The 22,172-nt window shown below is 74.0% G+C and carries 17 protein-coding genes; 12 read left to right on the plus strand and 5 right to left on the minus strand.

The features are described from left to right. The first annotated feature begins 1 nt into the window (after nt 1). From pcaG to ACFY6U_RS11725, 4 genes are read left to right on the plus strand one after another with little or no spacing between them, the layout of a single operon-like run. Nucleotides 2-604, plus strand: coding sequence for a protocatechuate 3,4-dioxygenase subunit alpha (gene pcaG / locus ACFY6U_RS11710; RefSeq protein ID WP_390037077.1), 603 nt, complete (start codon nt 2-4; stop codon nt 602-604). Continuing rightward, nucleotides 601-1,941, plus strand: a complete 1,341-nt coding sequence (gene pcaB, locus ACFY6U_RS11715; protein ID WP_390037079.1) for a 3-carboxy-cis,cis-muconate cycloisomerase — start codon at nt 601-603, stop codon at nt 1,939-1,941. The genes pcaG and pcaB overlap by 4 nt, the downstream gene beginning before the upstream one ends. After that, entirely contained in the window at nt 1,938-3,056 is a 1,119-nt protein-coding gene (pcaD, locus tag ACFY6U_RS11720; RefSeq protein WP_390037081.1) for a 3-oxoadipate enol-lactonase, read from the plus strand. Before pcaB ends, pcaD begins: the two co-directional genes overlap by 4 nt. Nucleotides 3,057-3,105: 49 nt before the next feature. Then, nucleotides 3,106-3,897, plus strand: coding sequence for an SDR family NAD(P)-dependent oxidoreductase (locus ACFY6U_RS11725; RefSeq protein WP_390037083.1), 792 nt, complete (start codon nt 3,106-3,108; stop codon nt 3,895-3,897). 100 nt (nt 3,898-3,997) lie between these two features. Here ACFY6U_RS11725 and ACFY6U_RS11730 read toward each other — a convergent pair whose 3' ends face one another. Then, nucleotides 3,998-6,679 carry an ATP-binding protein gene (locus tag ACFY6U_RS11730; protein WP_390037085.1) on the minus strand — a complete coding sequence of 894 codons (2,682 nt, stop codon included), beginning with the start codon at nt 6,677-6,679 and terminating at the stop codon, nt 3,998-4,000. Between the two features lie 181 nt (nt 6,680-6,860). Here ACFY6U_RS11730 and ACFY6U_RS11735 point away from each other — a divergent pair, with 181 nt between their 5' ends. The 3 genes from ACFY6U_RS11735 to ACFY6U_RS11745 all read left to right on the plus strand — a co-directional run bounded on the left by ACFY6U_RS11735 (nt 6,861) and on the right by ACFY6U_RS11745 (nt 10,621). Continuing rightward, on the plus strand, nt 6,861-8,147 hold the full coding sequence (locus ACFY6U_RS11735; RefSeq protein ID WP_390037087.1) for an MFS transporter: 1,287 nt from the start codon (nt 6,861-6,863) through the stop codon (nt 8,145-8,147). Nucleotides 8,148-8,151: 4 nt separating this feature from the next. Continuing rightward, complete coding sequence (locus ACFY6U_RS11740; RefSeq protein ID WP_390037089.1) at nt 8,152-9,294, plus strand: anhydro-N-acetylmuramic acid kinase; 1,143 nt, start codon at nt 8,152-8,154, stop codon at nt 9,292-9,294. 244 nt (nt 9,295-9,538) lie between these two features. Continuing rightward, nucleotides 9,539-10,621 (plus strand): DUF2510 domain-containing protein, encoded by a 1,083-nt coding sequence (locus ACFY6U_RS11745; RefSeq protein ID WP_390037091.1) that lies wholly within the window; start codon nt 9,539-9,541, stop codon nt 10,619-10,621. Nucleotides 10,622-10,784: 163 nt separating this feature from the next. On the opposite strand, the gene ACFY6U_RS11750 is transcribed toward ACFY6U_RS11745, so the two are convergent. Continuing rightward, complete coding sequence (locus ACFY6U_RS11750) at nt 10,785-11,399, minus strand: TetR/AcrR family transcriptional regulator (RefSeq protein ID WP_390037093.1); 615 nt, start codon at nt 11,397-11,399, stop codon at nt 10,785-10,787. A 255-nt stretch (nt 11,400-11,654) separates the two neighbouring features. Between ACFY6U_RS11750 and ACFY6U_RS11755 the strand changes: the two genes are divergently transcribed. Then, nucleotides 11,655-12,449, plus strand: coding sequence for a phosphatase PAP2 family protein (locus ACFY6U_RS11755; protein WP_390037095.1), 795 nt, complete (start codon nt 11,655-11,657; stop codon nt 12,447-12,449). Further along, nucleotides 12,446-13,375 (plus strand): hypothetical protein, encoded by a 930-nt coding sequence (locus ACFY6U_RS11760; protein ID WP_390037097.1) that lies wholly within the window; start codon nt 12,446-12,448, stop codon nt 13,373-13,375. The genes ACFY6U_RS11755 and ACFY6U_RS11760 overlap by 4 nt, the downstream gene beginning before the upstream one ends. A 92-nt stretch (nt 13,376-13,467) precedes the next feature. Here the strand turns inward: ACFY6U_RS11760 and ACFY6U_RS11765 are convergent, their stop codons facing one another. From ACFY6U_RS11765 to ACFY6U_RS11775, 3 genes are all read right to left on the minus strand, one after another. Continuing rightward, entirely contained in the window at nt 13,468-15,516 is a 2,049-nt protein-coding gene (locus ACFY6U_RS11765; RefSeq protein WP_390037099.1) for a phosphocholine-specific phospholipase C, read from the minus strand. A gap of 200 nt (nt 15,517-15,716) precedes the next feature. Next, nucleotides 15,717-16,172, minus strand: coding sequence for a hypothetical protein (locus ACFY6U_RS11770; RefSeq protein WP_390037101.1), 456 nt, complete (start codon nt 16,170-16,172; stop codon nt 15,717-15,719). A 92-nt stretch (nt 16,173-16,264) separates the two neighbouring features. After that, entirely contained in the window at nt 16,265-17,200 is a 936-nt protein-coding gene (locus ACFY6U_RS11775; RefSeq protein ID WP_390037103.1) for a hypothetical protein, read from the minus strand. Nucleotides 17,201-17,597: 397 nt separating this feature from the next. On the opposite strand from ACFY6U_RS11775, the gene ACFY6U_RS11780 reads away from it, so the two are divergent. From ACFY6U_RS11780 to ACFY6U_RS11790, 3 genes are all read left to right on the plus strand, one after another. Continuing rightward, entirely contained in the window at nt 17,598-20,648 is a 3,051-nt protein-coding gene (locus ACFY6U_RS11780) for a BTAD domain-containing putative transcriptional regulator (RefSeq protein ID WP_390037105.1), read from the plus strand. Between the two features lie 141 nt (nt 20,649-20,789). Further along, the gene (locus tag ACFY6U_RS11785; RefSeq protein ID WP_390037107.1) at nt 20,790-21,455 is read left to right on the plus strand and encodes a M15 family metallopeptidase; all 666 of its coding nucleotides are present in this window, start codon (nt 20,790-20,792) and stop codon (nt 21,453-21,455) included. A 41-nt stretch (nt 21,456-21,496) separates the two neighbouring features. After that, complete coding sequence (locus ACFY6U_RS11790) at nt 21,497-22,045, plus strand: RNA polymerase sigma factor (protein ID WP_390037109.1); 549 nt, start codon at nt 21,497-21,499, stop codon at nt 22,043-22,045. The last annotated feature ends 127 nt before the right edge of the window (nt 22,046-22,172 follow it).

Genomic DNA, 22,172 nt, shown 5'->3' on the forward strand with positions numbered 1-22,172 from the left:
CATGACGAAGATCGACACGAGCAGCCCGGAGAACGTGCTGCCCACCCCGTCGCACACGGTCGGCCCGTTCTACGGTTACGCGCTGCCGTTCCGCGGCGGTGAGGACATCGCGCCCCTCGGGCACCCGGACACGATCACGGTCCACGGGTACGTCTTCGACGGTGCGGGCCACCCGCTGCCCGACGCGCTCCTGGAGGTGTGGGGCGCCGACCCGGACGGGAACGTGTCCACGACCGACGGTTCGATCCGCCGCGACCCGGCGACCGGCGACTACCTCGGCCGCAACGGCGTGGAGTTCACCGGCTGGGGCCGGATCCAGACGGACACCGACGGCCACTGGTACGCACGGACGCTGCGGCCCGGCGCCCGCGGCGGCAGCGCGCCCTATCTCAGCGTGTGCGTGTTCGCGCGCGGGCTGCTGGTGCACCTGTACACCCGCATCTACCTGCCCGGCGACGACGCGGCGCTCGCCGCCGACCCGCTGCTCACCCGGGTGGGCGAGCGACGCGACACGCTGATCGCCGCCGACGAGCGCCGGGGGACCTACCGTTTCGACATCCGCCTTCAGGGCGAGGGCGAGACGGTCTTCCTGGAGTTCCAGTGAATTCAGCGGAGTACGGCGGCGGTGACGCCGGGCTGCTCGGTCCCGGGTGGTCCGGTTCGGCCGCCGCGGCCGCGACGGGCGACGGCGCCTTCCTGCGGGCGCTGCTCGACGCGGAGGCGGCCCTCACCCGTGCCCAGGCCGCCCTGGGGCAGGCCCCGGCCGAGGCCGCGACGGCCGTGACCGAGGCGGCCGGCCCCGGGCGCTACGACGTCGGCGCCCTCGCGGAACGCGCCCGCCGCGGCGGCAACCCGGTCATCCCGCTCGTCGCCGACCTGACGAAGGCGGTGGGCACGGAGTACGGGCCGTACGTGCACCGGGGTGCGACCAGCCAGGACATCATGGACACGGCGACGATGCTGGTCGCCGCCCGCACCCTGGACCTCGTGCTCGCCGACCTCGACCGCACCGCGCAGGCCCTGGCCCGGTCGGCCGCCGAGCACCGCGACACGCCGATGCCGGGCCGCACGCTCACCCAGCACGCCGTACCGACGACGTTCGGGCTGAAGGCGGCCGGCTGGCGCTCGCTGGTCCTCGACGCCCGGGACCGCGTGACCCCGGTCCGGGAGTCGCTGCCCGCCCAACTGGGCGGCGCGGCAGGCACGCTGGCCGCCTTCGGGGCGTACGGCGCGGAGCACGCCGAGGAGCTGCCGGCGGCGTACGCCCGTGAACTCGCCCTCTCCACACCCCTGTTGCCCTGGCACACCCTGCGCACGCCCATCGCCGACCTGGCCGGGTGCCTCGCGTTCACGGCCGGGGCGCTGGGGAAGGTCGCCGCGGACGTGCTGACCCTGTCCCGTACCGAGATCGGTGAGGTCTCCGAGGGCAGCGGGGGCGGTTCCTCGGCGATGCCGCACAAGGCCAATCCGGTGCGCGCCACGCTGATCGCGGCGGCCGCCCGGCGGGCCTCGCAGCTCGCGGCCGTCCTGTACGGCTCGATGGCCGCGGAGGACGAGCGGCCGGCCGGCGCCTGGCACGCCGAGTGGGAACCGTTGCGGGATCTGCTGCGGACCGTCGGGGGCGCGGCCCGGGACGCGGCGGAGCTGGCGGAGGGGCTGCGGGTGCACCCGGAGGCGATGCGCCGGAACCTCGGCCTCACCAACGGGCTGATCGTCTCGGAGCGGCTCTCCGCCGGGCTGGCCCCCGTGCTCGGCCGGGCCCGTGCCAAGGAGCTGCTCACCGAGCTGGCCCGGCGCACCCACACCGAGCACCGGACGCTGCGCGAACTCCTCGCCGAGGAACCCGATCTGAAGGACGTCGACCTCGACGACCTGACCGATCCCGCCCGCTACACCGGGTCCGCCGGTGTGCTCACCGACCGTGCTCTGGAGCGACGTTGACCGAGAACCTCCTCAACCACCGCGTCGAGGGCCCCGCTTCGGCTCCCCCGCTGCTCCTCGGGCCCTCGCTCGGCACCTCGTACGCCCTGTGGGACGCCGTGGCGCCCGAACTGTCCACCGCCCACCGGGTGGTGCGCTGGAACCTGCCGGGCCACGGCGGTTCGGCGCCCGACCTGATCAGGGCGGGGGCGACCGTGGGTGACCTCGCCGGCCTGGTGCTCACGCTCGCCGACTCGCTCGGCGTCGGGCGGTTCGCGTACGCGGGGGTGTCGCTGGGCGGTGCCGTCGGGCTGCACCTGGCGGTCCACCACCCGGACCGGCTGGAGAACCTTGCGGTGATCTGCTCCTCGGCCCACTTCGGCGGATCCGGGCCGTGGGAGGAGCGGGCCGGGCGGGTGCGCCGGGAAGGTGTGGAGTGGCTCGCGGAGAACGCCCCCAGCCGCTGGTTCACGCCCGGTTTCACCGTGCCGCGGCTGGTCGAGGACCAGCGGACGGCCGACCCGGAGGCGTACGCCGCCTGCTGCGACGCACTCGCCGCCTTCGACCTGCGGGACCGGCTCGGCGAGATCGCCGTCCGCACCCTGCTGATCGCCGGCCGGCAGGATCCAGCGACCCCGCCGCCGCACCTGCGGGAGATCGCGGACGCGGTGCCGTCGGCCACGCTGGTCGAGCTTCCGGGTGCCGCGCACCTGGCGCCCGCACAGTGCCCCGAGGCCGTCCTGACCGCGCTCCGTTCCCACCTCGACGGGGGCGCCCGGCGCGGGATGGCGGTCCGCCGTGAGGTGCTCGGCGACGCACACGTGGACCGTGCCCAGGCCCGGCAGACTCCGTTCACGGCCCGCTTCCAGGACTTCATCTCGCGCTACGCGTGGGGCGAGATCTGGACCGACCCCACGCTCTCCCGCCGCGAACGCAGCATGATCACCCTCACCGCGCTGGTCGCCCACGGCCACTACGACGAGCTGGCCATGCATGTGCGGGCGGCCCGGCGCAACGGGCTCACGCCGGAGGAGATCGGCGCGGTGCTGCTGCAGACGGCCGTGTACTGCGGGGTCCCGGCGGCGAACTCGGCGTTCGCGACGGCCCAGCGGGTGCTGGCGGAGGAAGAAGGGTGACCCTGCCGGGGACAGGCACAGGAGGGGGCGCTGTGCCTACGGTGGGGGCATGTCGACCATCCTGATCACGGGTGCCACCTCCGGGCTCGGCCGCTACGTCGCCTTCGAACTGGTCCGCTCGGGACATGTCGTCCTCGCGCACGGCCGCGACCCCGGCCGTACCGAGCGGCTGGTGGAGGAGCTGCGCACCGAGGGCGACGCCGAGGCGTTCGTCGCGGACCTGGCCTCGCTGGCGCAGATCCGCGAGCTGGGCGCACGGGTCGCCGAGGCGCATCCCGACCTGGACGTACTGATCAACAACGCGGGCGTCGGCGCCGGCGCCCCCGGCTCGGGCCGCGAACTGAGCACGGACGGCCACGAGCTGCGCCTGGCCGTCAACTTCCTGGCCCCGGTGGCCCTCACCCGAGCCCTTCTCCCCGTACTGCGCGCGAACACCCCGGCCCGGATCGTGAACGTCGGCTCGGCCGGCCAGGAGCCCCTGGACTTCGACGACCCCGAATTCACCCGCGGCTACCAGGGCTTCGCGGCGTACTGCAGGGCCAAGTTCGCCCTGGCGGCCCACACCTTCGCTCTGGCGGAGGAGCTGGCGGGCTCGGGCGTCGCGGTGAACGTCCTGCACCCGGCGACCTTCATGGACACGGCGATGGTGCGGGAGGGCGGAGTGGCGCCATGGAGCACGGTGGCGGACGGCGCGCCAGGGGTACTGGCCCTGGCGACACAGGACCTGGGCACGGGCGGTTACTTCGACGGCACGCGTCCGGCCAGGGCCCACGAAGCGACCTACGACCGAGAAGTGCAGAAACGCCTGTCAGCGGTGACTGATCAACTTCTAGCGCTGTAGCGCCCCTTCCTTTCAGGGGCGCTGGGGGTACCCCCGGCCGAAGGCTGGGCGAGGAACTGCGCGACAAGCCCCCACGCACCCGCACCCCGCAACGCACCCGTCAGCGCAACCCCCGACCCGTATCCAGCACCTCCCGAGCCTGAGCAACCAACCCGTCCGCCCCACAGGACCGAGCCAACGCCAGCCCCCTGTTCAACTCGGCCACCGACCGCGCGGCGATCCCGTACTCCACCCGAGCCGCCGCGTGCTCGTACTGGCAGGGCGAGGCCTCCAGATACGCCACCGCCTGCGAGGCGAGCCGCACCTGCCGCTGCCCGGTCTCCAGCGCGGCAGCGCACCGCAACGCCTCGCCGATCGCCGTGTCCGTGCCGAACCGCTCGGCCTGCCGCCGCGCATCGGCCGCCAGCTGGGCCGCCCGCACCGGGTCCTCGCCCGCGAGGGCCCGGGCGAGGTCGAGCGCCCAGGGCACGACCACGGGGTTGAAGTGGCCGCGCGCGGCGGCCGCCTTCTCCGCCGCCTCCAGTTCGTTCACGGCCTCGTCCGTGCGCCCGACGGCGAGCAGCAGCCGGCCGCGTACCGAGCGCGGGTCGGGCATGACGATCGTGGAGGGGTACGGCGGTGCGAAGCCGTACTGTTCGGCGGTCTCCCAGGCCTGCTGGACATGGCCACGGGCAAGCAGCGTGTCGATGAGGTTGCAGGTGGCGGTCCAGTACAGGGGCAGTCGGCGGCCGACCCGCTCGGCGATCCGCAGGGACTCCCGCAGCGAGGTCTCCGCGTCCCGGAGCCGGCCGCGTCGCCGGTGGCCGAGGCCGACGTAGGCATGGGCGAGGGCGAGGTGGCCGCCGCTCCAGCCGGACGACTCGTAGGCGCGCAGTGCCTCGTTGTACAGGCTCTCCGCGCGGTCGAGGCGATCGGTGTAGACGTAGGAGTTGGCGAGCATCAGCAGGAGTTCTATGCCCCACTCGGTGTCGGTCCAGCCGAGGCCGGGCGCGAGCCGGCCGTTGACGAGGGCGCGGTCGCACAGCTCGACGACCTCCTCGGCGCTCTCGCCCTGGATCAGCAGGTCGAAGCCGCGCAGCATCAGCAGGGCACGCTCGGAGTTGTCGCGGCCGGTGCAGGTGGCGGCGAGGCCGGCGAGCCGCTCGGAGCGCCGTGGGGAGACGGCCTCGCCGGCGATGCCCTCCCACATGAACTGGACGGCCTGGAGCCGGAGTTTCGCGGGCCCTTCCTCGTGCCGGGCGGCCTCCGCCTCGACCGTGCGGACGGCCTCCTCCAGCTGGTCGTTGTGGAGGAGGGCCTGGGAGAGCCGGAAGACGGCGTCGACGCGTTCGGGACCGGAGAGACCGGGCATGCCGAGAGCGCTCTGCAGATGGCCGATGGTGACGGCGGGCTTGGTGAGCAGGGTCGCGCAGCCCAGTTCGTAGAGCACGCGCGCGTGGACGTCGGGGAGGGGCGGTTCGCGCAGGGCGCGTTCGAGGCAGCGACGGGCCGCGTCCGGGGCGCCGACGGCGAGGTGTTCCTTGGCCGCGTCCCGCAGCTGTTCGACGAGTTCCTCGTCGTCGTCCGGGTGCACCTTCAGCAGATGGCGGGAGGCCTCGGCTATGCCCCGGCCGTCGTCGATGACGATCTGGGCGGCGATGCCGTGCATGGCGGTGCACATCGCGGGCGGGATGGAGTTGTAGACGGCGGTGGCGATCAGCGGGTGGACGAACTCCAGGTCGCCCGTGTGGGACCGGGAGCCGGCCGGGTCGGGCTCGGTGAGGATACGGGCGGTGCGCAGGAGTTCGGCGCAGCGCTCGGCGTCGTCCACGGCCATGCTGGCGAGCTGGGCGACGAGACCGACGGAGATGCCGGTGCCGAGGATGGCGGCGGCCCAGGCGAACCGGGTGGCGTCGACGCCGAGGCCTTCGAGGCGGGTGACGAGGCCGCCGCCCCTGGCCGACCGGTTGAGGGCGCGCAGTTCGCCGGCCCGGGCCTCGACGGGTTCGACCTCGCTGTCCTGGACCTTGGCGAGGAGTTCGACGGTCTCGTAGGGGTTGCCGCCGGTGACGGCCCAGACCTCGCGGCAGAAGGGGGAGTCGGCGTGCTCGCCGAGGGCGGCGCGGGTGAGGCCGGCGGTGGCGTCCGGGGTGAGGGCGCTGATGGTGCGGACGGGCCGGCCGGCCGCGGCGGCCACGGCGTCGAGGTAGCGGGCGCTGTCGCCGTTGACCTCGCCGGGGCGGCGGGCCACCAGGACCAGGACGGACAGGTCGTCGAGGCGCTCGACGAAGGCGGCGAGCCAGGCCAGCGTCTCCTGGTCGGCCCAGTGCGCGTCGTCGATCAGCAGGACCAGCGGCCAGTCGCGTTTGGCGAGCCGGCGGACGGCGGCGACCAGGCCGTCGCAGACGCCCTGCGGGTCGGCCCGGCGGTCTCCGGGGTCGGTGATGCCGAGGGCGGGGCCGGCGATCTCGTACCAGTCGCCGAGGTACTCCCGGGCCTCCTCGGGCAGCAGGGAGACCAGGGCGGGCTGTAACAGCTGCCGTACCACGTGGAAGGGGACGCTGCGCAGGGTCTCCACGCCGCGGGTGGACCAGACGGTGCAGCCCCGGCGTTCGGCGATGCGGCGGGTCTCGGCCAGCAGCGCGGTCTTGCCGAGCCCGGCCTCGCCGCGGATCACCAGCAGGTTCCCGGAGGTGGAACGGTCGGCGCACAGGACGTCGAGCGCCTCGTCGACGGCGGCGATCTCCTCCTCGCGCTCCCAGAGCGAAGCCGAGGCGCCTCCCGGGGGCTGCTCCTCCGTCATCCTGCTACCTCCCCAAGTCGCCCGAACGACGTACAGACCACGAGCGTAGCCGTCCTGTTGGCTGTCCGGAGGCGGGTCCGGGCAGCTGTTGCCGTGACGGGTGAAAGCGGGTGCGGCAGGGCGACGCGGGACGGCTCCGACCTGCCGCTGTGCAGCGAACGGACCGTCAACGGGCAGGGACATGAAGCTGACTTTCGAAGATCGGGCAGCGCCGGAGCGGAACCGGAACCTCCGGGCGCTCGCGGCGGGCTCGGTCGGCAATTTCATCGAGTGGTACGAGTTCGGTGTCTACGGCTATGTCGCGACCGTCGTCGCCGAGCGGTTCTTCACTCCGGAGGGCGCGAGCGCGGCCGAGGGGCTGGTGCGCACCTACGCCTCGTTCGGGCTGGCGTTCTTCTTCCGTCCGATGGGTGCGGCCCTGTTCGGCCGGATGGCGGACCGGCTCGGCCGGCGGCCGGTGCTGATCCTGGTGGTGGCGCTGATGACGGGGGCGACGGCGCTGATCGGCGTGCTGCCGACGTATGCGCAGGCCGGTGCGGTCGCGCCGTGGCTGCTGACGTTCCTGAGGGTGGTTCAGGGGCTGTCGGCGGGCGGGGAGTTCGGGGGCGCGGTGGCGATGCTGACCGAGTTCGCGCCACCGGGGCGGCGTGGGCTGTACGGGGCGTGGCAGTCGTTCACCGTGGCCTTGGGGCTGCTGGGCGGGGCGGGGGCGGCGGTGGGGCTGTCCGTGCTGCTGACGGCCGATCAGTTCGGTTCCTGGGGGTGGCGGTTGCCGTTCCTCCTGGCGTTGCCGCTGGGTGCGCTCGCGCTGTGGCTGCGGATCGGTCTTGACGAGACACCGGAGTTCCGGGAGCCGGCCGCGGGCGCCGGGCGCGCCGTGCGGGTGCCGCTGCGGGCGATCGTACTGGCCGTCGCCCGGGTGATGGGCTGGTCGGCGGCCGGGTACACCTTCCTGGTGGTGCTGCCGTCGTACCTCCAGGCCGCGCTGCACACCGGCTTCCGGCAGGCGCTGCTGGCGACCGTGGTGGCGAACCTGGGGTTCGCGGCGGCGATCCTGCCGGCGGGGCTGCTCAGCGACCGGGTGGGGCGGCGGCCGGTGATGCTGGCGGGCGCCGGGCTCGTGGTGCTGCTGGCGCTGCCGCTGCTGCACCTCCTCCGGGACCCGGGAACCCCGGCCGCCGTGAAGGGCGCGGCCCTGTGCGGTGCGGGCGCGGTGGTGGGGCTGATGGCCGGGCCGGGGCCCGCGCTGCTGGCCGAGATGTTCCCGGCGCGGGCCCGCTGCACGGGCCTCGGACTCGCCTACGCCCTGTCCAATGCCGTGTTCTCGGGCTGTGCGGGCCTCATCATCACGGAGGCGGTGCGGCGCACCGGGGATCTCGACGTTCCCGGCTACTACGCGGCGGCGACCTGCGCGGTCAGCGTCCTCGCGCTGGTCGGGTCGCCGAAGCCGAAGACGAAGGCGGGTTGAGACATTGCTGGTGATCGGTCTGATGTCCGGGACGTCGTACGACGCGGTGGACGCGGCGGCGGCCGAGCTGCGGCTGGCGGACGGGACGCTGCTGCTGAAGCCGCTGGGGATGGTGAGCACTCCGTACGACGAGGAGCTGCGGGAGGCGCTCGCGGGGGCGCTGCCGCCGGCCGCCGTGCCGCTGGCGCGGGTGTGCCTGCTGGACACCCGGATCGGGCAGGCGTTCGCGGCGGCCGCGGTCCGGGCCGACCGGGAACTGTGCGGCGGGCGTGCCGAGTTGGTGGCCTCGCACGGGCAGACGGTCTACCACTGGGTGGACGGCGGCCGGGTGCACGGCACGCTCCAGCTCGGGCAGCCGGCGTGGATCGCGGAGGCGACGGGGCTGCCGGTCGTCTCGGACCTGCGGTCGCGGGACGTGGCGGCCGGGGGCCAGGGCGCTCCGCTGGTGAGCCTGGTCGACCTGCTGTGGCTGCGCGGGCGGCCCGGGACGCCGGTGGCGCTGAACCTCGGCGGGATCGCCAACCTCACCGCGCCCGACGGCACGGCCTTCGACACCGGGCCGGGGTGCGCGCTGCTGGACGCGGCGGTCCGGGAGTTCACCGGCGGCCGGCTGACGTACGACGTGGACGGGGCGCTGGCGGCGCGCGGCCGCCCGCACGGACCGCTGCTCGAGGAGCTGCTGACGGAGCCGTACTACGCGCTGCCCGCGCCGAAGACGACCGGCAAGGAGCTGTTCCACGCCGGGTACTGGCGGGCGCCCGCCGGGATCTCCGCCGAGGACGCGCTGGCCACCCTCACCCGGCTGACCGCCCGGACGGTGGCGGACGCGGTGCGAGGCGTGGCGGCGACGGAGGTGGTCGCCTCGGGCGGCGGCACCCGCAATCCGGTGCTGATGCGGATGCTGCGCGGCCTGCTCCCGGAGATCCCGGTGCGCGTCTCCGACGAACTCGGGCTGCCCGCGGCGGCGAAGGAGGCGTACGCCTTCGCGGTCCTCGGCTTCCTGACCGCACACGGCCTCGCGGGCACGTTCCCGGCCGCCACCGGCGCCCGGCACCCGAGCGTCCTGGGCTCGCTGACCCCGGGACGGAACGGACTGCGCCTGCCGCCGCCGGCACCGGGGCCGCCGGTACGGCTGCGGATCGAATGAGCCGTCCGCGCCCACCCCACCCGCAGCACGCCGTCCAACCCGTCCGACCGTCCGGATGACGCGGGCTCGCCCCGTCCGACGCCCGGACGACGCGGGTTCGCCCCGTCCGGGCCGTGCCGGATGACGCCGGCTCACCTCGTCCGAGGCGTGCCGGATCAGGCGTCCCGCGCGTACCGGATCGCCTCGTGCGAACATCGCCGGATCCTCTCATCCGACTTTCACCGATGCCTCATACGGTAGGAGCATGACGCAGGTGACTCCCCCCGGGTGGTATCCCGATCCCGGGCAGACAAGTGACGGTCCGGCCACCGAGCGCTGGTGGGACGGCAAGGCCTGGACGGAGCAGACCCGGCCCGCCGGGTCGGCCGCGGACTGGGGTCCCCCGCCGCAGCCGCCGGCCGACGGGCCCGAGCCGGCCGCCGGGGCCCACCCGGCGTACCCGGCGTACCCGGCCGACGGTGCCTACCCGGGTTATCCGGGGTACCCGGCGCAGCCGCCGGCCCCCGCCAGGCGCGGGCTGCCTACCGGCATCGCCGTCGGCGTCGCCGTGGCGGTCCTCGTCGCGATCGGGGTGGGCGCGTGGGCGCTCACCGGCAACGGCAGCGGCGGCCAGCAGGCCTCCCAGCAGAGTTCGGGCGGCCAGGGCGGTTTCGGCCAGGGCGGCCCCGAGGGCCAGAACGGCGGGCAGAACGGCGGCCAGGGCTTCCCGTTCGGCGGGTCGGGCGGTGGCTCGGGATCCGGTGGCACCGACGGGGGCGCGTCGCCGTCGCCGGGGCAGTCCGAGGCGCCGAAGGTCAAGGGCGGCGGCACGGTGTCGGACTCGATCAACGCCATCAGCATCCCGGTGCCGGACGGCTGGACCGGGCAGGCGATCAGCTACGGCGCCAACGTCAGCTCCGACGACTCCTACAAGTGCCCGGGCGACACCTCGCAGACCTGCACCGCCGGCGGCGCCTACTCGGCGCCCGCGGTGGTGCTGGGCACCAAGGGGGACACGGCCGAGGAGGTCGCCAAGGCGGACATCTCGGCCAACGCCACGGAGTCGTACGGCGGCAAGACCTACGGCTCGATCACCTCGCACGAGGTGCTGGCCTCCAAGGCGGTCACCGTGGCCGGGCAGAAGGGGTACATGGTCCGCTGGAAGGCGATCACCAGCAAGGGCGCCGACGGTTACGTCGAGTCGCTGGCCTTCCCGTCGCCCGCGAACGCCCAGCAGATCGTGGTGGTCCGGTTCGGCGTCGACGTCGGCCAGAAGGAGTCGGTCATCGACACGATCACCAGCGGTATCAAGGTGTCCTCGGGCAGCGGCAGCGGTTCGAACGTCTGACCCGCACACCACGCACCGGTCCCGGAACAGCAGTCGGCCGGGTGGAGCGCCCCTCCGCTCAAAGGGGCACCCCACCCGGCCGGGGGGTGCGCGCCGCCCCCGTCCCCACGGTGCGGCGCGAGCAGGTCACCGTCCAGTCATCCCGTGGACGGCGGCCTGGGTCTCAGGTCAGTCCGAGTGCGGGCAGCGCGACGGCCTCCACGAAGCGGACGAGATAGTCGGCGTCGGCGTACTCGCCGGTGAGCACGGGCCGCACCCGCAGGACGCCGAACATCATGGCGGGCACGTAGTCCAGCGCGGGATGGCCCTCGGGCACCTCGCCGCGCACGACGCCGCTGTGCAGGATCTGCTGGAGCGCGGCGATCTCGGGTTCGACGAGTGCCTCGCGCAACGCCTGTGCCAGTGCCTCGTCCGAGTGGACCGCGTGGCCCAGCGCCGAGAGCAGCTTGGTGTCCTTGCGGGACCAGTCGCCCGCGACCCGCGCCACCTCACGCAGGTCCCCGGCGAGTGAGCCGGTGTCGACGCCGGCGAAGCGCACCTCGCGGTTGGCCCGCAGCGCGGCCGCGACGAACTGCGGCTTCGTCTTCCACTGCCGGTAGAGGGTGGACTTGCTGCATCGGGTGCTGGCGGCGATCCCCTCCATGGAGACGGAGTCATAGCCGCACTCGCGGATCTGTTCGAGCACGGCGTCGAAGAACTCCCGCTCACGCTCCGGCGTGATCTTGGAGCGGCGCGAGGCTGCGACCGTCTCCGGTCCGTCCGCGGCCTGCGACGTCATGTGCTCTTCTCCTCACTCGCGCATCACTTGCGGATCACTTCCGCCCCGCCCGCCGTTCGGCCGGCGCGGAAACCTACAACCAGTGTGGCCTACGTCTATCGATACGCCACTGTACCGGTACTCCACCGTATCGGTACAGTGGCGTACCGGTACTCCACCGTATCGGTACAGTGGCGTATCGGTACGCTTCCGTATCGAAGAGTTCGGGCACCGTCCGGGACTCGCACAGCACCACCGTCAGTGAGGGGGCCTGGGATGAGATCCCAGTCCGAGCCGGCAGCAGCGGAGCCGGGCGCGATAGCCCGGCCGCCGCTCGTCCGTGAGCTCCTGCTCGTCGCAGGGCTCTTCCTCGTCTACAAATTCGGGCGCCAACTGGCCACCGGCCATACCGCCGAGGCCCTGCACAACGCCCACCGGATCTGGGACCTGGAACGGACGCTGCGCCTGCCCTCGGAGGTCGACGTGCAGTCCGCACTGCTGCACGGCGACACCCTCGTCCACCTGGCCAACACCTACTACGCCACGGTTCATTTCCCGGCCACGCTGGCCTTTCTGATCTGGCTCTACCTGCGGCGCCCCGCGCACTACGTCTGGGCCCGCCGGGTCCTCGCCCTGGTGACCGCGGCCGCCCTGGTGCTGCCGTTCACCTTCCCGCTGGCCCCGCCCCGCATGCTGGCCGCGACCGGCCTGATCGACACCGCCCGGATCTACGGCCCCTCCGTCTACGGCCCGCCGAGCAGCGACCACCTTTCCAACCAGTTCGCGGCGATGCCCTCGCTGCACTTCGGCTGGGCCCTGATGGTCGCGATCGGCCTGATCGTCGCCACCCGCTCCCGCCTGCGCTGGCTGTGGCTGCTGCACCCGGCGATCACCCTCCTCGTGATCGTGGGCACCGCGAACCACTACTGGCTGGACGCGATCGTCGCCACCGCGATGCTCGGCGCCGCCCTCGCCCTGATCCACCCGCCGCACCGCACGGCCAGCACGGCCGGGCGCGGCACCCGGCACCTCGTCTCCGAGGAGCCCGCACTGGTGGGGGCGGGCCGATGAGCGCCGCGGCCCTGATCGCCGTCGTCCTCTCCCTGGTGTCGGCCGTCGCCTACGCGGCCGCCGCCGTCGCCCAGGAGCGCCTCGCCTCGAAGACCGCCGGTGCGGGCCTGCTGCGGCTGCTCGGCTCCGGTGCCTGGTGGGCGGCGGTGGGCCTGAACGCCGGTGCCGCCCTGCTGCACGTCGTCGCCCTGAAGTACGGCCCGCTGACCCTCGTACAGCCGCTGGGCGCGCTGACCCTGGTCGCCGCCGTACCGATGGGCGCCCGGGTGGCAGGCCGCCGGGTCACCGCCGGCGAGTGGCGGGGCACCGCCCTGACCCTGCTCGGCCTCGGCGCCCTCCTGGTCACGGCCTCCGGCCCCGCACCCCACCAGGTACTGAGCCTCACCGAAGCCCTCGCGGTGGCCGGTACGACGGCCGCCCTGATCGGCGTCCTGTCCCGCCCCGGCGCGCGCCCGGGCCTGCGTCATGCCACCGCGTCCGGCTTCGCCTCGGGCGTCGCCTCGGCCCTCACGCAGACCGTGACGGTGGCGGCGACCGACGGCTCGGGTCCGGCCCTGAGCGTCGAGGTGATCGTGGTGTCCCTGCTGGTCGCCGCGTTCGCGGTGGGCGGCCTGCTGCTCTCCCAGACTGCCTACCGCGGCGGCCTGGGCGCCCCGCTCGCGGTCGTCACCCTGTCCAACCCGATGGCGGCCGCGGTCATCGGCCTGACCCTGCTGGGCCAGGGCCTCCAGGACGGAGCCTGGGGCATCCTCCTCGCCCTGACGGGAGCGGGCCTGGCCTCCTGGGGCGTGGTCCTGCTCACCCGGGTGACCCCGCCGCCGGCACCCGAACCGGACGAGGAACACCCGGTGGCGGCAGTCCTGGCCCTGGACCCCACCCTGCTCCCCCGCCAGCCGACGGAACCGAAAAAACTGACGGCCCTGTAACGCGCCCCAAAGGGGCGCGGGGAACTGCGCGACCGGCCACGAACCACCCGCAGCCGCCTGACGGCAGTCCCCCACGCCCCTTGGGCGCACTCTCACACCGTGATGATCGCCGGGTCGCTGACCCCGGGCTCCCCGTTCTCCACGTGCCCGGCGAACCGCCGCACAAAGCTCGCGTCGGCCTCGGACGTGACCGTCACGTCGTACCACCGCTCGCTGTGGTTGAGGTGCACGATGTGCGTCACCACGGCCCCCGCACGCACCGTGAACGTGCGGCCCCGGCCGCCGTACCCGTCGGCCACCGCCAGCTTCACCGTGCCGCTGCCCTTGTTGGTGAAGGTCAGCTCGATGTCGTCGCCGTGCTGCCGGGCGGTGACCTCGGGTCCCGCCACCTTGCCGGGACCCTGGAAGGTGCGCAGGAAGCCGTTCGGGCCGTGCACGGTCAGGTCGTACGAGCCGCCCGAGTACACCGAGTTCCAGGTGTCGGAGACGGACTTGCCGGCCTCCGTGGTGTAGCTCCAGGGTCCGTCGGCGCGGTTGTCGGAGGTGACCAGGAAGGCGGCACCGGCCTGCGCGCCCGACGCGAACGTGAGCGTGAACTTCCCGGCCGCCGCGTCCAGCGCACCGTCCACCAGCGGGGCGTACTTGAGCGGCCGGGTGGGCCGCGAGCCGCGCTCCTGCTTCGGCAGCGCCGGGTTGGCCGGCGGGGTGGGCACGTAGTCGGGGTGCCGGTTGCCGTCCGGCGGCCGGTAACCGTCCGTGGACGGCAGCGCGACCGGCTTGGTGTCCTTGCGGGAGAAGTCGAACGCCGAGGTCAGGTCGCCGCTGACGGTGCGCCGCCAGGGCGAGATGTTGGGCTCGTGGACGCCGAAGCGGGCCTCCATGAAGCGGATGATCGAGGTGTGGTCGAGCGTCTCGGAGCAGACGAAACCGCCCTTGCTCCACGGGGAGACGACCAGCATCGGGACCCGCTGGCCGAGACCGTAGGCGCCGGCCGGGTGGCTCGCGTTGCCCGCGAAGAGGTCCAGGCTCGGGTCGACCGTGGACTTGCCCTGCGCGGCGGAGGACGGCGGGAACGGCGGGATCAGGTGGTCGAAGAAGCCGTCGTTCTCGTCGTACGTGATGAACAGGGCCGTCTTCGCCCACACCGCGGGGTCGGCGGTGAGCGCGTCGAGGACCTGGGAGACGTACCAGGCGCCGTAGTTCGCGGGCCAGTTGGGGTGCTCGGTGAAGGCCTCGGGGGCGACCACCCAGGAGATCTGCGGCAGCTTGCCGGCCTTGACGTCGGCCTTGAGCCGGTCGAAGAAGCCCTCGCCCTTGGTGGCGTCGGTGCCGGTGCGGGCCTTGTCGTACAGCGGGTCGCCGGGCTGGGCGTTCTGGTACTGCTTGAAGTAGAGCAGGGAGTTGTCGCCGTAGTTGCCGCGGTAGGCGTCCTGGATCCAGCCCCAGCCGCCGGCCGCGTCCAGGCCGTCGCCGACGTCCTGGTAGATCTTCCAGGAGACGCCGGCCTTCTCCAGGCGCTCCGGGTACGTCGTCCAGCTGTAGCCGGCCTCGTCGTTGCCGAGGACCGGGCCGCCGCCCTGACCGTCGTTGCCCGTGTAACCCGTCCACATGTAGTAGCGGTTCGGGTCGGTCGAGCCCATGAACGAGCAGTGGTACGCGTCGCAGATGGTGAACGCGTCGGCCAGCGCGTAGTGGAACGGTATGTCGTCCCGGTTCAGGTACGCCATGGTGGTGGTGCCCTTGGCCGGCACCCACTTGTCGTACTTGCCGGCGTCGACCGCGGTGTGCGTGTCGTTCCAGCCGTGCGGGAGGTCCTGGAGGAAGGCGAGGCCCAGGTCGTCGGCGTCCGGGTGGAAGGGCAGGACGTCCTTCGTGCCGTTCGACTGGTGCCACACGGACTTGTTGTTCTGGGTGACCGAGCGGGGGTCACCGAAGCCACGGACGCCGTTGAGGGTGCCGAAGTAGTGGTCGAACGACCGGTTCTCCTGCATCAGGACGACGATGTGCTCGACGTCCTCGATCGACCCGGTGCGGTGGTTCGCGGGCAGTGCGGCGGCGCGCTGGATGCTGCTGGACAGCGCGGTGAACGCCGTGGTGGCGCCCGCCAGTTGGAGGAATCGGCGCCGGTTGACTTCGGGCATGGGTGAGCGACCTCTCGTCCTGACGCACGGGCTGGCCGGAACTGGGCGGATTGTGCGCGGGTGCGAGTGTTCCAAGGGCATCGAACGTCAGGGAAGGGTCCGGTGGCGCGGATGTGAAACTCGGCGGTACGGGAGGTAGGTGGTCGGTAAGGAGACGGAGCCGGCCGCGACGGGGGGTGACCGCGGCCGGCCGCCCGGGGTCAGCTGATGAAGGAGCCCGCGGCGCAGGCGCTCTCCGTCACCCACTGGTGGGACATGATGTTGTCGTTCATGGGGTGGCCGTCGGTGAAGTGGTCGCGGGTGAGGTCGTCCACGTAGAGCTCGCCCGGCTTCAGGCAGCCGTAGCCGCCCGAGTAGTTGGCGTAGTAGTAGAAGGCCACGACGTCCTTGCCGCCGACGTAGCCGCTGTTCATCACGGAGGAGGCGACGTTGCCGACGCCCTGGAAGCCGCCGGCGTTGTCGGCCCAGCTGGCGTCGTTGCCCGCGCTGACGCCGAGCAGGCCGCCCGCGCAGTCCCAGTCCCGCCAGGCCCGCACGTTGCCGTCGCGGCCCGGCCACGCCGCGTTGCAGCCGGCGGAGGCCTGGGCCGTCGTCGGCACGGCGAAGCCGACGGCCGCGAGGGCCAGCGTGGTGAGGGCGAGGGTCATTTTGCGCATGATGAATCCCGTTCTGCCTCGTCGGAGGCGGTCGGTGTGGGAAGGGCCGCGGCGGGCGCCGCGGAGTCATGGGGCCGTGGCAGGTGGTGGTGTCAGGTGCGGGCGGGCACGATCCGCTCGGCGCGCTCCAGCGCCCTGAGGCGCGCCTGCCGGTAGGCGTCCAGCCGGTCGCCGTACTCGCCGTCCAGCTGGGCCAGGTAGTGGGCCTCGCGTTCCTGGCCCACGGACTCGAGGGAGACCTCGCGGGCGCAGGTGGCGTCGGCGACCGCGATCCGGGTCTCGGCGGCGAAGCTCCCGGCCTCCTCCGCCCGGGTCTGGACCGCGGGGTGCTCCCGGGTGGCCCGCCGGGCCGCGTCCGGGTCCGGGTAGGGGTGGCCGGCCCGCTTCATGCAGGCGGACCACGCGTGCACGGCCGCGGTGAACCGCCGGTCGTGCAGCAGCTTGCCGACGTACAGCGGGCGCAGGTTGCTCGCCGTCGTGTCGAGTCGGAACCAGGTCTGCGGATCGCCGTAAAGCTGCCGCTCCGCCTCGCCGTCGCAGCCGCCGGTCTGCTTGCTGACCGTGCCGCCGCCCGGGACGTCGGTGCGCAGCACTTCGGCGTGCCGGCCGCCGTCGAGAGCGGTGTCGTACGCGGCCTTCCGCGCGGGGGCGAGGCCCTTGCGGTAGGCGCTGTTGGGGTTGCGCAGCCGGGCGCGGTCCTCCTTCGCCGTGATCCGGCTGCCGTATCCGTAGGTACGGGCCCAGCGCACGTCGTCCTGGACGTAGCCGAGCGGCCTGCTCTCGGCCAGGCTCAGCGGGCGGTCCGTCCAGTAGCGGAACCCGTGGCGGGCCATGCACCGGGCGACCAGACGCTGTTCGGCGTCCGAGACCCGCAGGTCCTCCGCGTAGGTGAGGTCGCGGACCCGGTGGGCGGCGACGGGGGCCGAGCCGTCGCCGGACGCCCGGGAGCAGCCGGTGAGGGCGAGCGCGGCCACGGCGGCGACGGCGCTCAGCCGCACGGTCCTTCGGCGGAAGGCGGTGCGCTTCATCGGGCGGCTCCTCGGGCGTACGGCGAACGGCTCGGTGCTTACGGGCCGTTGACGCCGCCGGCAGGGCGTTCGTATGACATGCCGCGACGGAGAATTTCCGGCGCCACGGACATCGCGGCGGATCCTGGTGCGCGGTCATACGCGGGCCGGCCGCCGGCCGTCTCCCGCACAGGGGGCTCTATGGCCACCCACAGAAACCAGCCAACTGCGGCAGGAGGGAGAACGGCTCCCGCGGCGCCGACGGGGCCCGTCCCCGTTCGGCACACCGGGCCTCGCGGCGGTTCCGTCCGGCCGGTGGGACGGAACGGTTCCGGACACGACGGCCCGGTCGTCGGCCTGCCCCGACGGTGGCCGCCGATATCGTTGTCGGCATTCGCGGGGCGGCGATCGGGGACCGATGTTCGAAGTACGTCTGCTCGGCCCGGTGGAGGTCTGGGAGGGCGGCAGGCGGGCCCCGCTCGGTGGCTCCCGGCCGCTGGCCGTCCTCGCCGCGCTCGTCGTCCACCTCGGCGAGGTGATCTCCACCGAGCGGCTGGTGGACTTCGTCTGGGACGAGGAGGCACCGGCCACCGCGGGTGCCCTGGTCGCCACCCATGTCTCCGCCGTACGCCGGGCCCTGGCCCGGGTCGGCACGGCCGAGGTGGTCCGCACCCGGCCCCCGGGCTATGTCGCCGAGCTCGCTCCGGACCGGGTCGACGCCCGCCGCTTCGAGGAACTCCTCGCGGCCGGGCGGTCCCTGGGGCGTACGGAGGAGGCCGCCGACGTGCTCACCGAGGCGCTGGGGCTGTGGCGGGGCCGGGAGGCGCTGGAGGGACTCGGCCAGCCGTTCGCCCGGATCGAGGCGGCCAGGCTCGCGGAACTGCGGCTGGTGGCCGAGGAGGAGTCCTTCGCGCTGGCCCTGGACCTGGACCGCGCCGACGGCGCCATCGCGCCGCTGCTCGCCCACGTGGCCGCGCATCCGCTGCGGGAGCGGCCGCGCGGCCAGCTGATGACCGCCCTGTTCCGCACCGGCCGGGTCTCCGACGCCCTGCGCGTCTACCAGGAGGGCCGGTCGGTGCTCCGCGACGAGCTGGGCATCGACCCGGGGCCCGAGCTGCGGGCGGTGCACCAGGCCGTCCTCACCCATGACACCGGTGTGCTGGGGACCGGGCGGGCCGCCCGGCCGCCGGTACCGGCTCACCGGAGCGGGCGGCCCCGCCCCGCACTCTCCCATCTCCCGCCCGACATCGCCGACTTCGTGGGCCGGGCCGAGCAGGTCAAATGGGCGACGGAGCTGGTGCGGGGCGTCGGCGACAGCGGCCGGACCGCACCGCCGATCGGGGTGATCTCCGGGCGCTCGGGCATCGGCAAGACCGCCCTCGCGGTGCATGTCGGCCACCGCACCGCCGACCTCTTCCCGGACGGCCGTCTCTTCGTGGACCTGCGGGCCGCCGACACCACCCCGCTGGAACCCGCCGACGCACTGGCCCGGCTGCTGCGGGCGATGGGCGTCGACCCCGACACGCTGCCCTCCGGCGTCGAGGAGCTGACCGGCCTGTACCGCACCCACATCGGGCACCGGCGGACCCTGATCGTCCTGGACAACGCGGCCGGTGAGGCGCACCTGCGGCCCCTGCTGCCGCCGGGCCCCGGTGCCGCGGTGCTGGTCACCAGCCGCCGCCGGCTGGTGGCGCTGGAGGGCGCCGCCCATCTGGACCTCGCCGTCCCGGACGAGGCCGAGGCCCTCGACCTGCTCCGCCGGGTGGCCGGTGCGGGACGCACCTGGGCGGAGCCCGAGCAGGCCGCCGAGATCGTCACCCTGTGCGGGCGGCTGCCGCTCGCGGTGCGGATCGCCGGTGCCCGCCTCGCCGCCCGCCCGCACTGGGCACCCGGCCGGCTCGTCGTCCGGCTGCGCGACGAGCGCCGCCGCCTCAACGAACTCAGCGCCGGGGACCTGGAGTTGCGCGCCAGCCTGGAGCTGGGCTACTCGGACCTCGCACCGCAGGAACGCCGGGCCCTGCGCCGCCTCGCCCTGCTGGACCTGCCCGACTTCGCGGCGTGGATCGCCGCTCCCCTGCTCGACATAGCGACGGAGGAGGCCGAGGAGGCCGTCGAGCGGCTGGTGGACTGCCACTTCATCGACGTGGTCGGTGTGGACGGCACCGGCCTCGCCCGCTACCGCATCCACGACCTGGCCCGCGAACACGCCCGCGAGCGCTGCCTCGTCGAGGAGAGCGCCGAGGACCGCACGGCCGCGGTGCTGCGGCTGGCGGCGAGCTGGCTGGACCTCGCCCGCAAGGCCGCCGCCCGGGGCCCCGGCGGCGCCACCCGCCACTTCCCCGAACCGGCCGCCGTCCGCCCGCTCGGCCCGGAGACCGAGGAGGCGGTCCTCGCCCGGCCCGCGGCCTGGTTCGCCGCCGAGCAGGCCGGGCTGCTGGCCGCCGTGACGCACTGCGCCGACCACGGCATGGCCCGCACCGCGCGTGATCTCGCCGGGGCGCTGATCGCGAGTTCCGCCGCGCTGTACAACCAGTTCGACGCCTGGTCCCGAGCGCACACGGCGGCCATGGCGGCGGTGCGGCGCGGCGGTGACGTGGAGGGCGAGGCCTGGCTCCTGGCCGGCCTCGGTCAACTCCGGTACGAACAGGACCGGTTCGACGACTCATACGCCTACTTCGCGGACGCCTTGCGGCTGTTCGGGGAGCGGCTGCCGGACGGGGCGGCCGTGGCCCTCGCCGGGATGGGCACCGCCCGCCGCGAACAGGCCCGCTATCCCGAGGCGTTGGAGCTGCTGGAGGCCGCGCTGGAGCGGTACGGCGACACGGGCGACGCCGGCGCCCGGGCGGGCGTGCTGTACGGCATCGGCTACGTGCACCGCGAGCAGGGGCGCGGCCCACAGGCCCGGGCGGCGCTGTCCGGGGCCCTCGCGCTGTACCGGGCGGCGGCCGACCTGCACGGCGAGGGGCTCACCCTGCGCTCGCTGGCCCTGTGCGACCGGGCCGATGGCCGGTACGCGGATGCCGAACGGCTCTTCCTGGACGCGCTGCGGATCTTCACCGGCCTGCACGACACCTTCGGCGTGATGTACACCGAACAGGCGCTGTCCAAGGTGGAGTTGCGTACCGGCCGGCCGGCGGAGGCGGGACGGCGGCTGATGCGCTGCCTGACCGTGGCCCGGGAGCGCCAGGACCGGTTCGGCGAGGCGCTGGTGCTGCGCACGCTCGGGGAGCTGCGCCTGGCGGCCGGTGACACCGACGCGGCCCGGGAGCCGCTGGAGCTGGCGGCGGCCCTCTGGGCGGAGTTGGGGCTGCCGCTGTGGCGGGCCCGCACGGTGTGGGACCTGGCCGGGGTGTGGTCGGCGGACGGCGAGGCGGAACGGGCGCGGGCGGCGCGGGCGGAGGCGCTGGAGGTGTTCCGGTCGGTGGGCGGACGAGAGGCCTGGGAGCGGGCGGGCGACGATATGCCGTAGCCGCGTCGCGGCCGCGCGGGCGCATGGCCGCGTCCCGGCCGCGCGGGCGCGTAGCGCCGGATCCGCGCTGCAGAAGGGCTGGTGACGCGCTTGCAGGGAAGCTGCAGAGCAATTGCAGGGGCCCCGGGCAGTCTGTTCTGCGTGACGGACATCATCACGCTCTCCGACTCCCGGGTCGCCGAGGTCACCGAGCAGGAGTGCGGTGAACCGCTGGTCGACCTGCGGGAGACACCCGGCCTGCGGATCGACCCGAGGCAGGCCGACGCCGACGGCAGCTACGCGCACCTGCGCCTCGGGGCGCTGCGCCGGCTGCTCCAGGCGCAGTCGCTGCTGCCCGCCGGGATCCGGTTCCTGGTGGTCGAGGGGTACCGGCCGCCCGACCTGCAGCGCCGCTACTTCGAGCAGTACGCGGCGACCCTGCGCGCGGCCCACCCCGAGGCCGGTCCGGACCGGATCCGCGAGCTGGCCAGCGCCTACATCTCGCCGCCCGAGGTGGCCCCGCACGTGAGCGGCGGGGCGGTGGACCTGACCCTGTGCACCGCCGACGGCACCGAGCTGCCGCTGGGCACGGAGGTCAACGCCACCCCGGAGGAGAGCGCGGGCGCCTGCCGCACCGGGGCACCGAACGTCGGCGCCGAGGCGCGCGCCCACCGCGCGTCGATGAGCCGGGCGCTGACCACGGCCGGCTTCGTCAACTACCCGACGGAGTGGTGGCACTGGTCCTACGGCGACCGGTACTGGGCCCTGCTGAGCGGGGCACCGGCCGCCCGCTACGGGCCCGCCGCCGCACCCGTCCGGCCCGCCTGACCGGACACCTCTCTCAGACCGAAGACCAACGGGGGACGACCATGGAAAGCCACGGCGGCACGTGTACGCAGGACCGGCGCGACGAGGTGAACGGCGCCGCCGAGTCCGTGAGCCCGGGAGAGTTCGACGCCTCCTTCACCGCCGACATGCCCAGACTGCGCAGACGGCTGCTCGCCCTGACCGGCAACCCGCACGACGCCGACGACCTCCTCCAGGAGACGTATCTGCGGCTCTCCCGGCGGGCCCGCGCCCGGAACCTGACGCCGCAGCAGCATCCGTACGCCTACACCTGCACGGTCGCGCTGAACCTGCTGCGCGACTCCTGGCTGCACCCCTCCCGCCGGGAGCGCACCACCGACCGGCTGCCGGAGGCCGGCTGGGACGGCGGACTCGGCACGTACGAGGCCTCGGCCACCGCCCTCGCGCTGCTGAGCGTGCTCTCGCCGAAGGAGGCGGCCGCGGTGATCCTCGTCGATCTGGAGGGGCTCACCCACGACACGGCCGGGGAACGGCTCGGCGCCCATCGCGGCACCGTCCAGCGCAACCGGATGCGGGCGCTGGCGAAGATGCGCGCGGCGCTGGCCGGCTGAGCTCCGGGTGCCGCGCCCCGACGGGGGTGGGGCGCGGCATCCGGTGGATCCGCCCGACCCCCGCACCCGGCTCCACGTCGACGAAGGATGTAGACCTTGAACCTCACCACGCCTGCCAGGACGTTCG

The organism is Streptomyces sp. NPDC013157, assembly GCF_042899865.1.
Classification (GTDB): Bacteria; Actinomycetota; Actinomycetes; order Streptomycetales; family Streptomycetaceae; genus Streptomyces.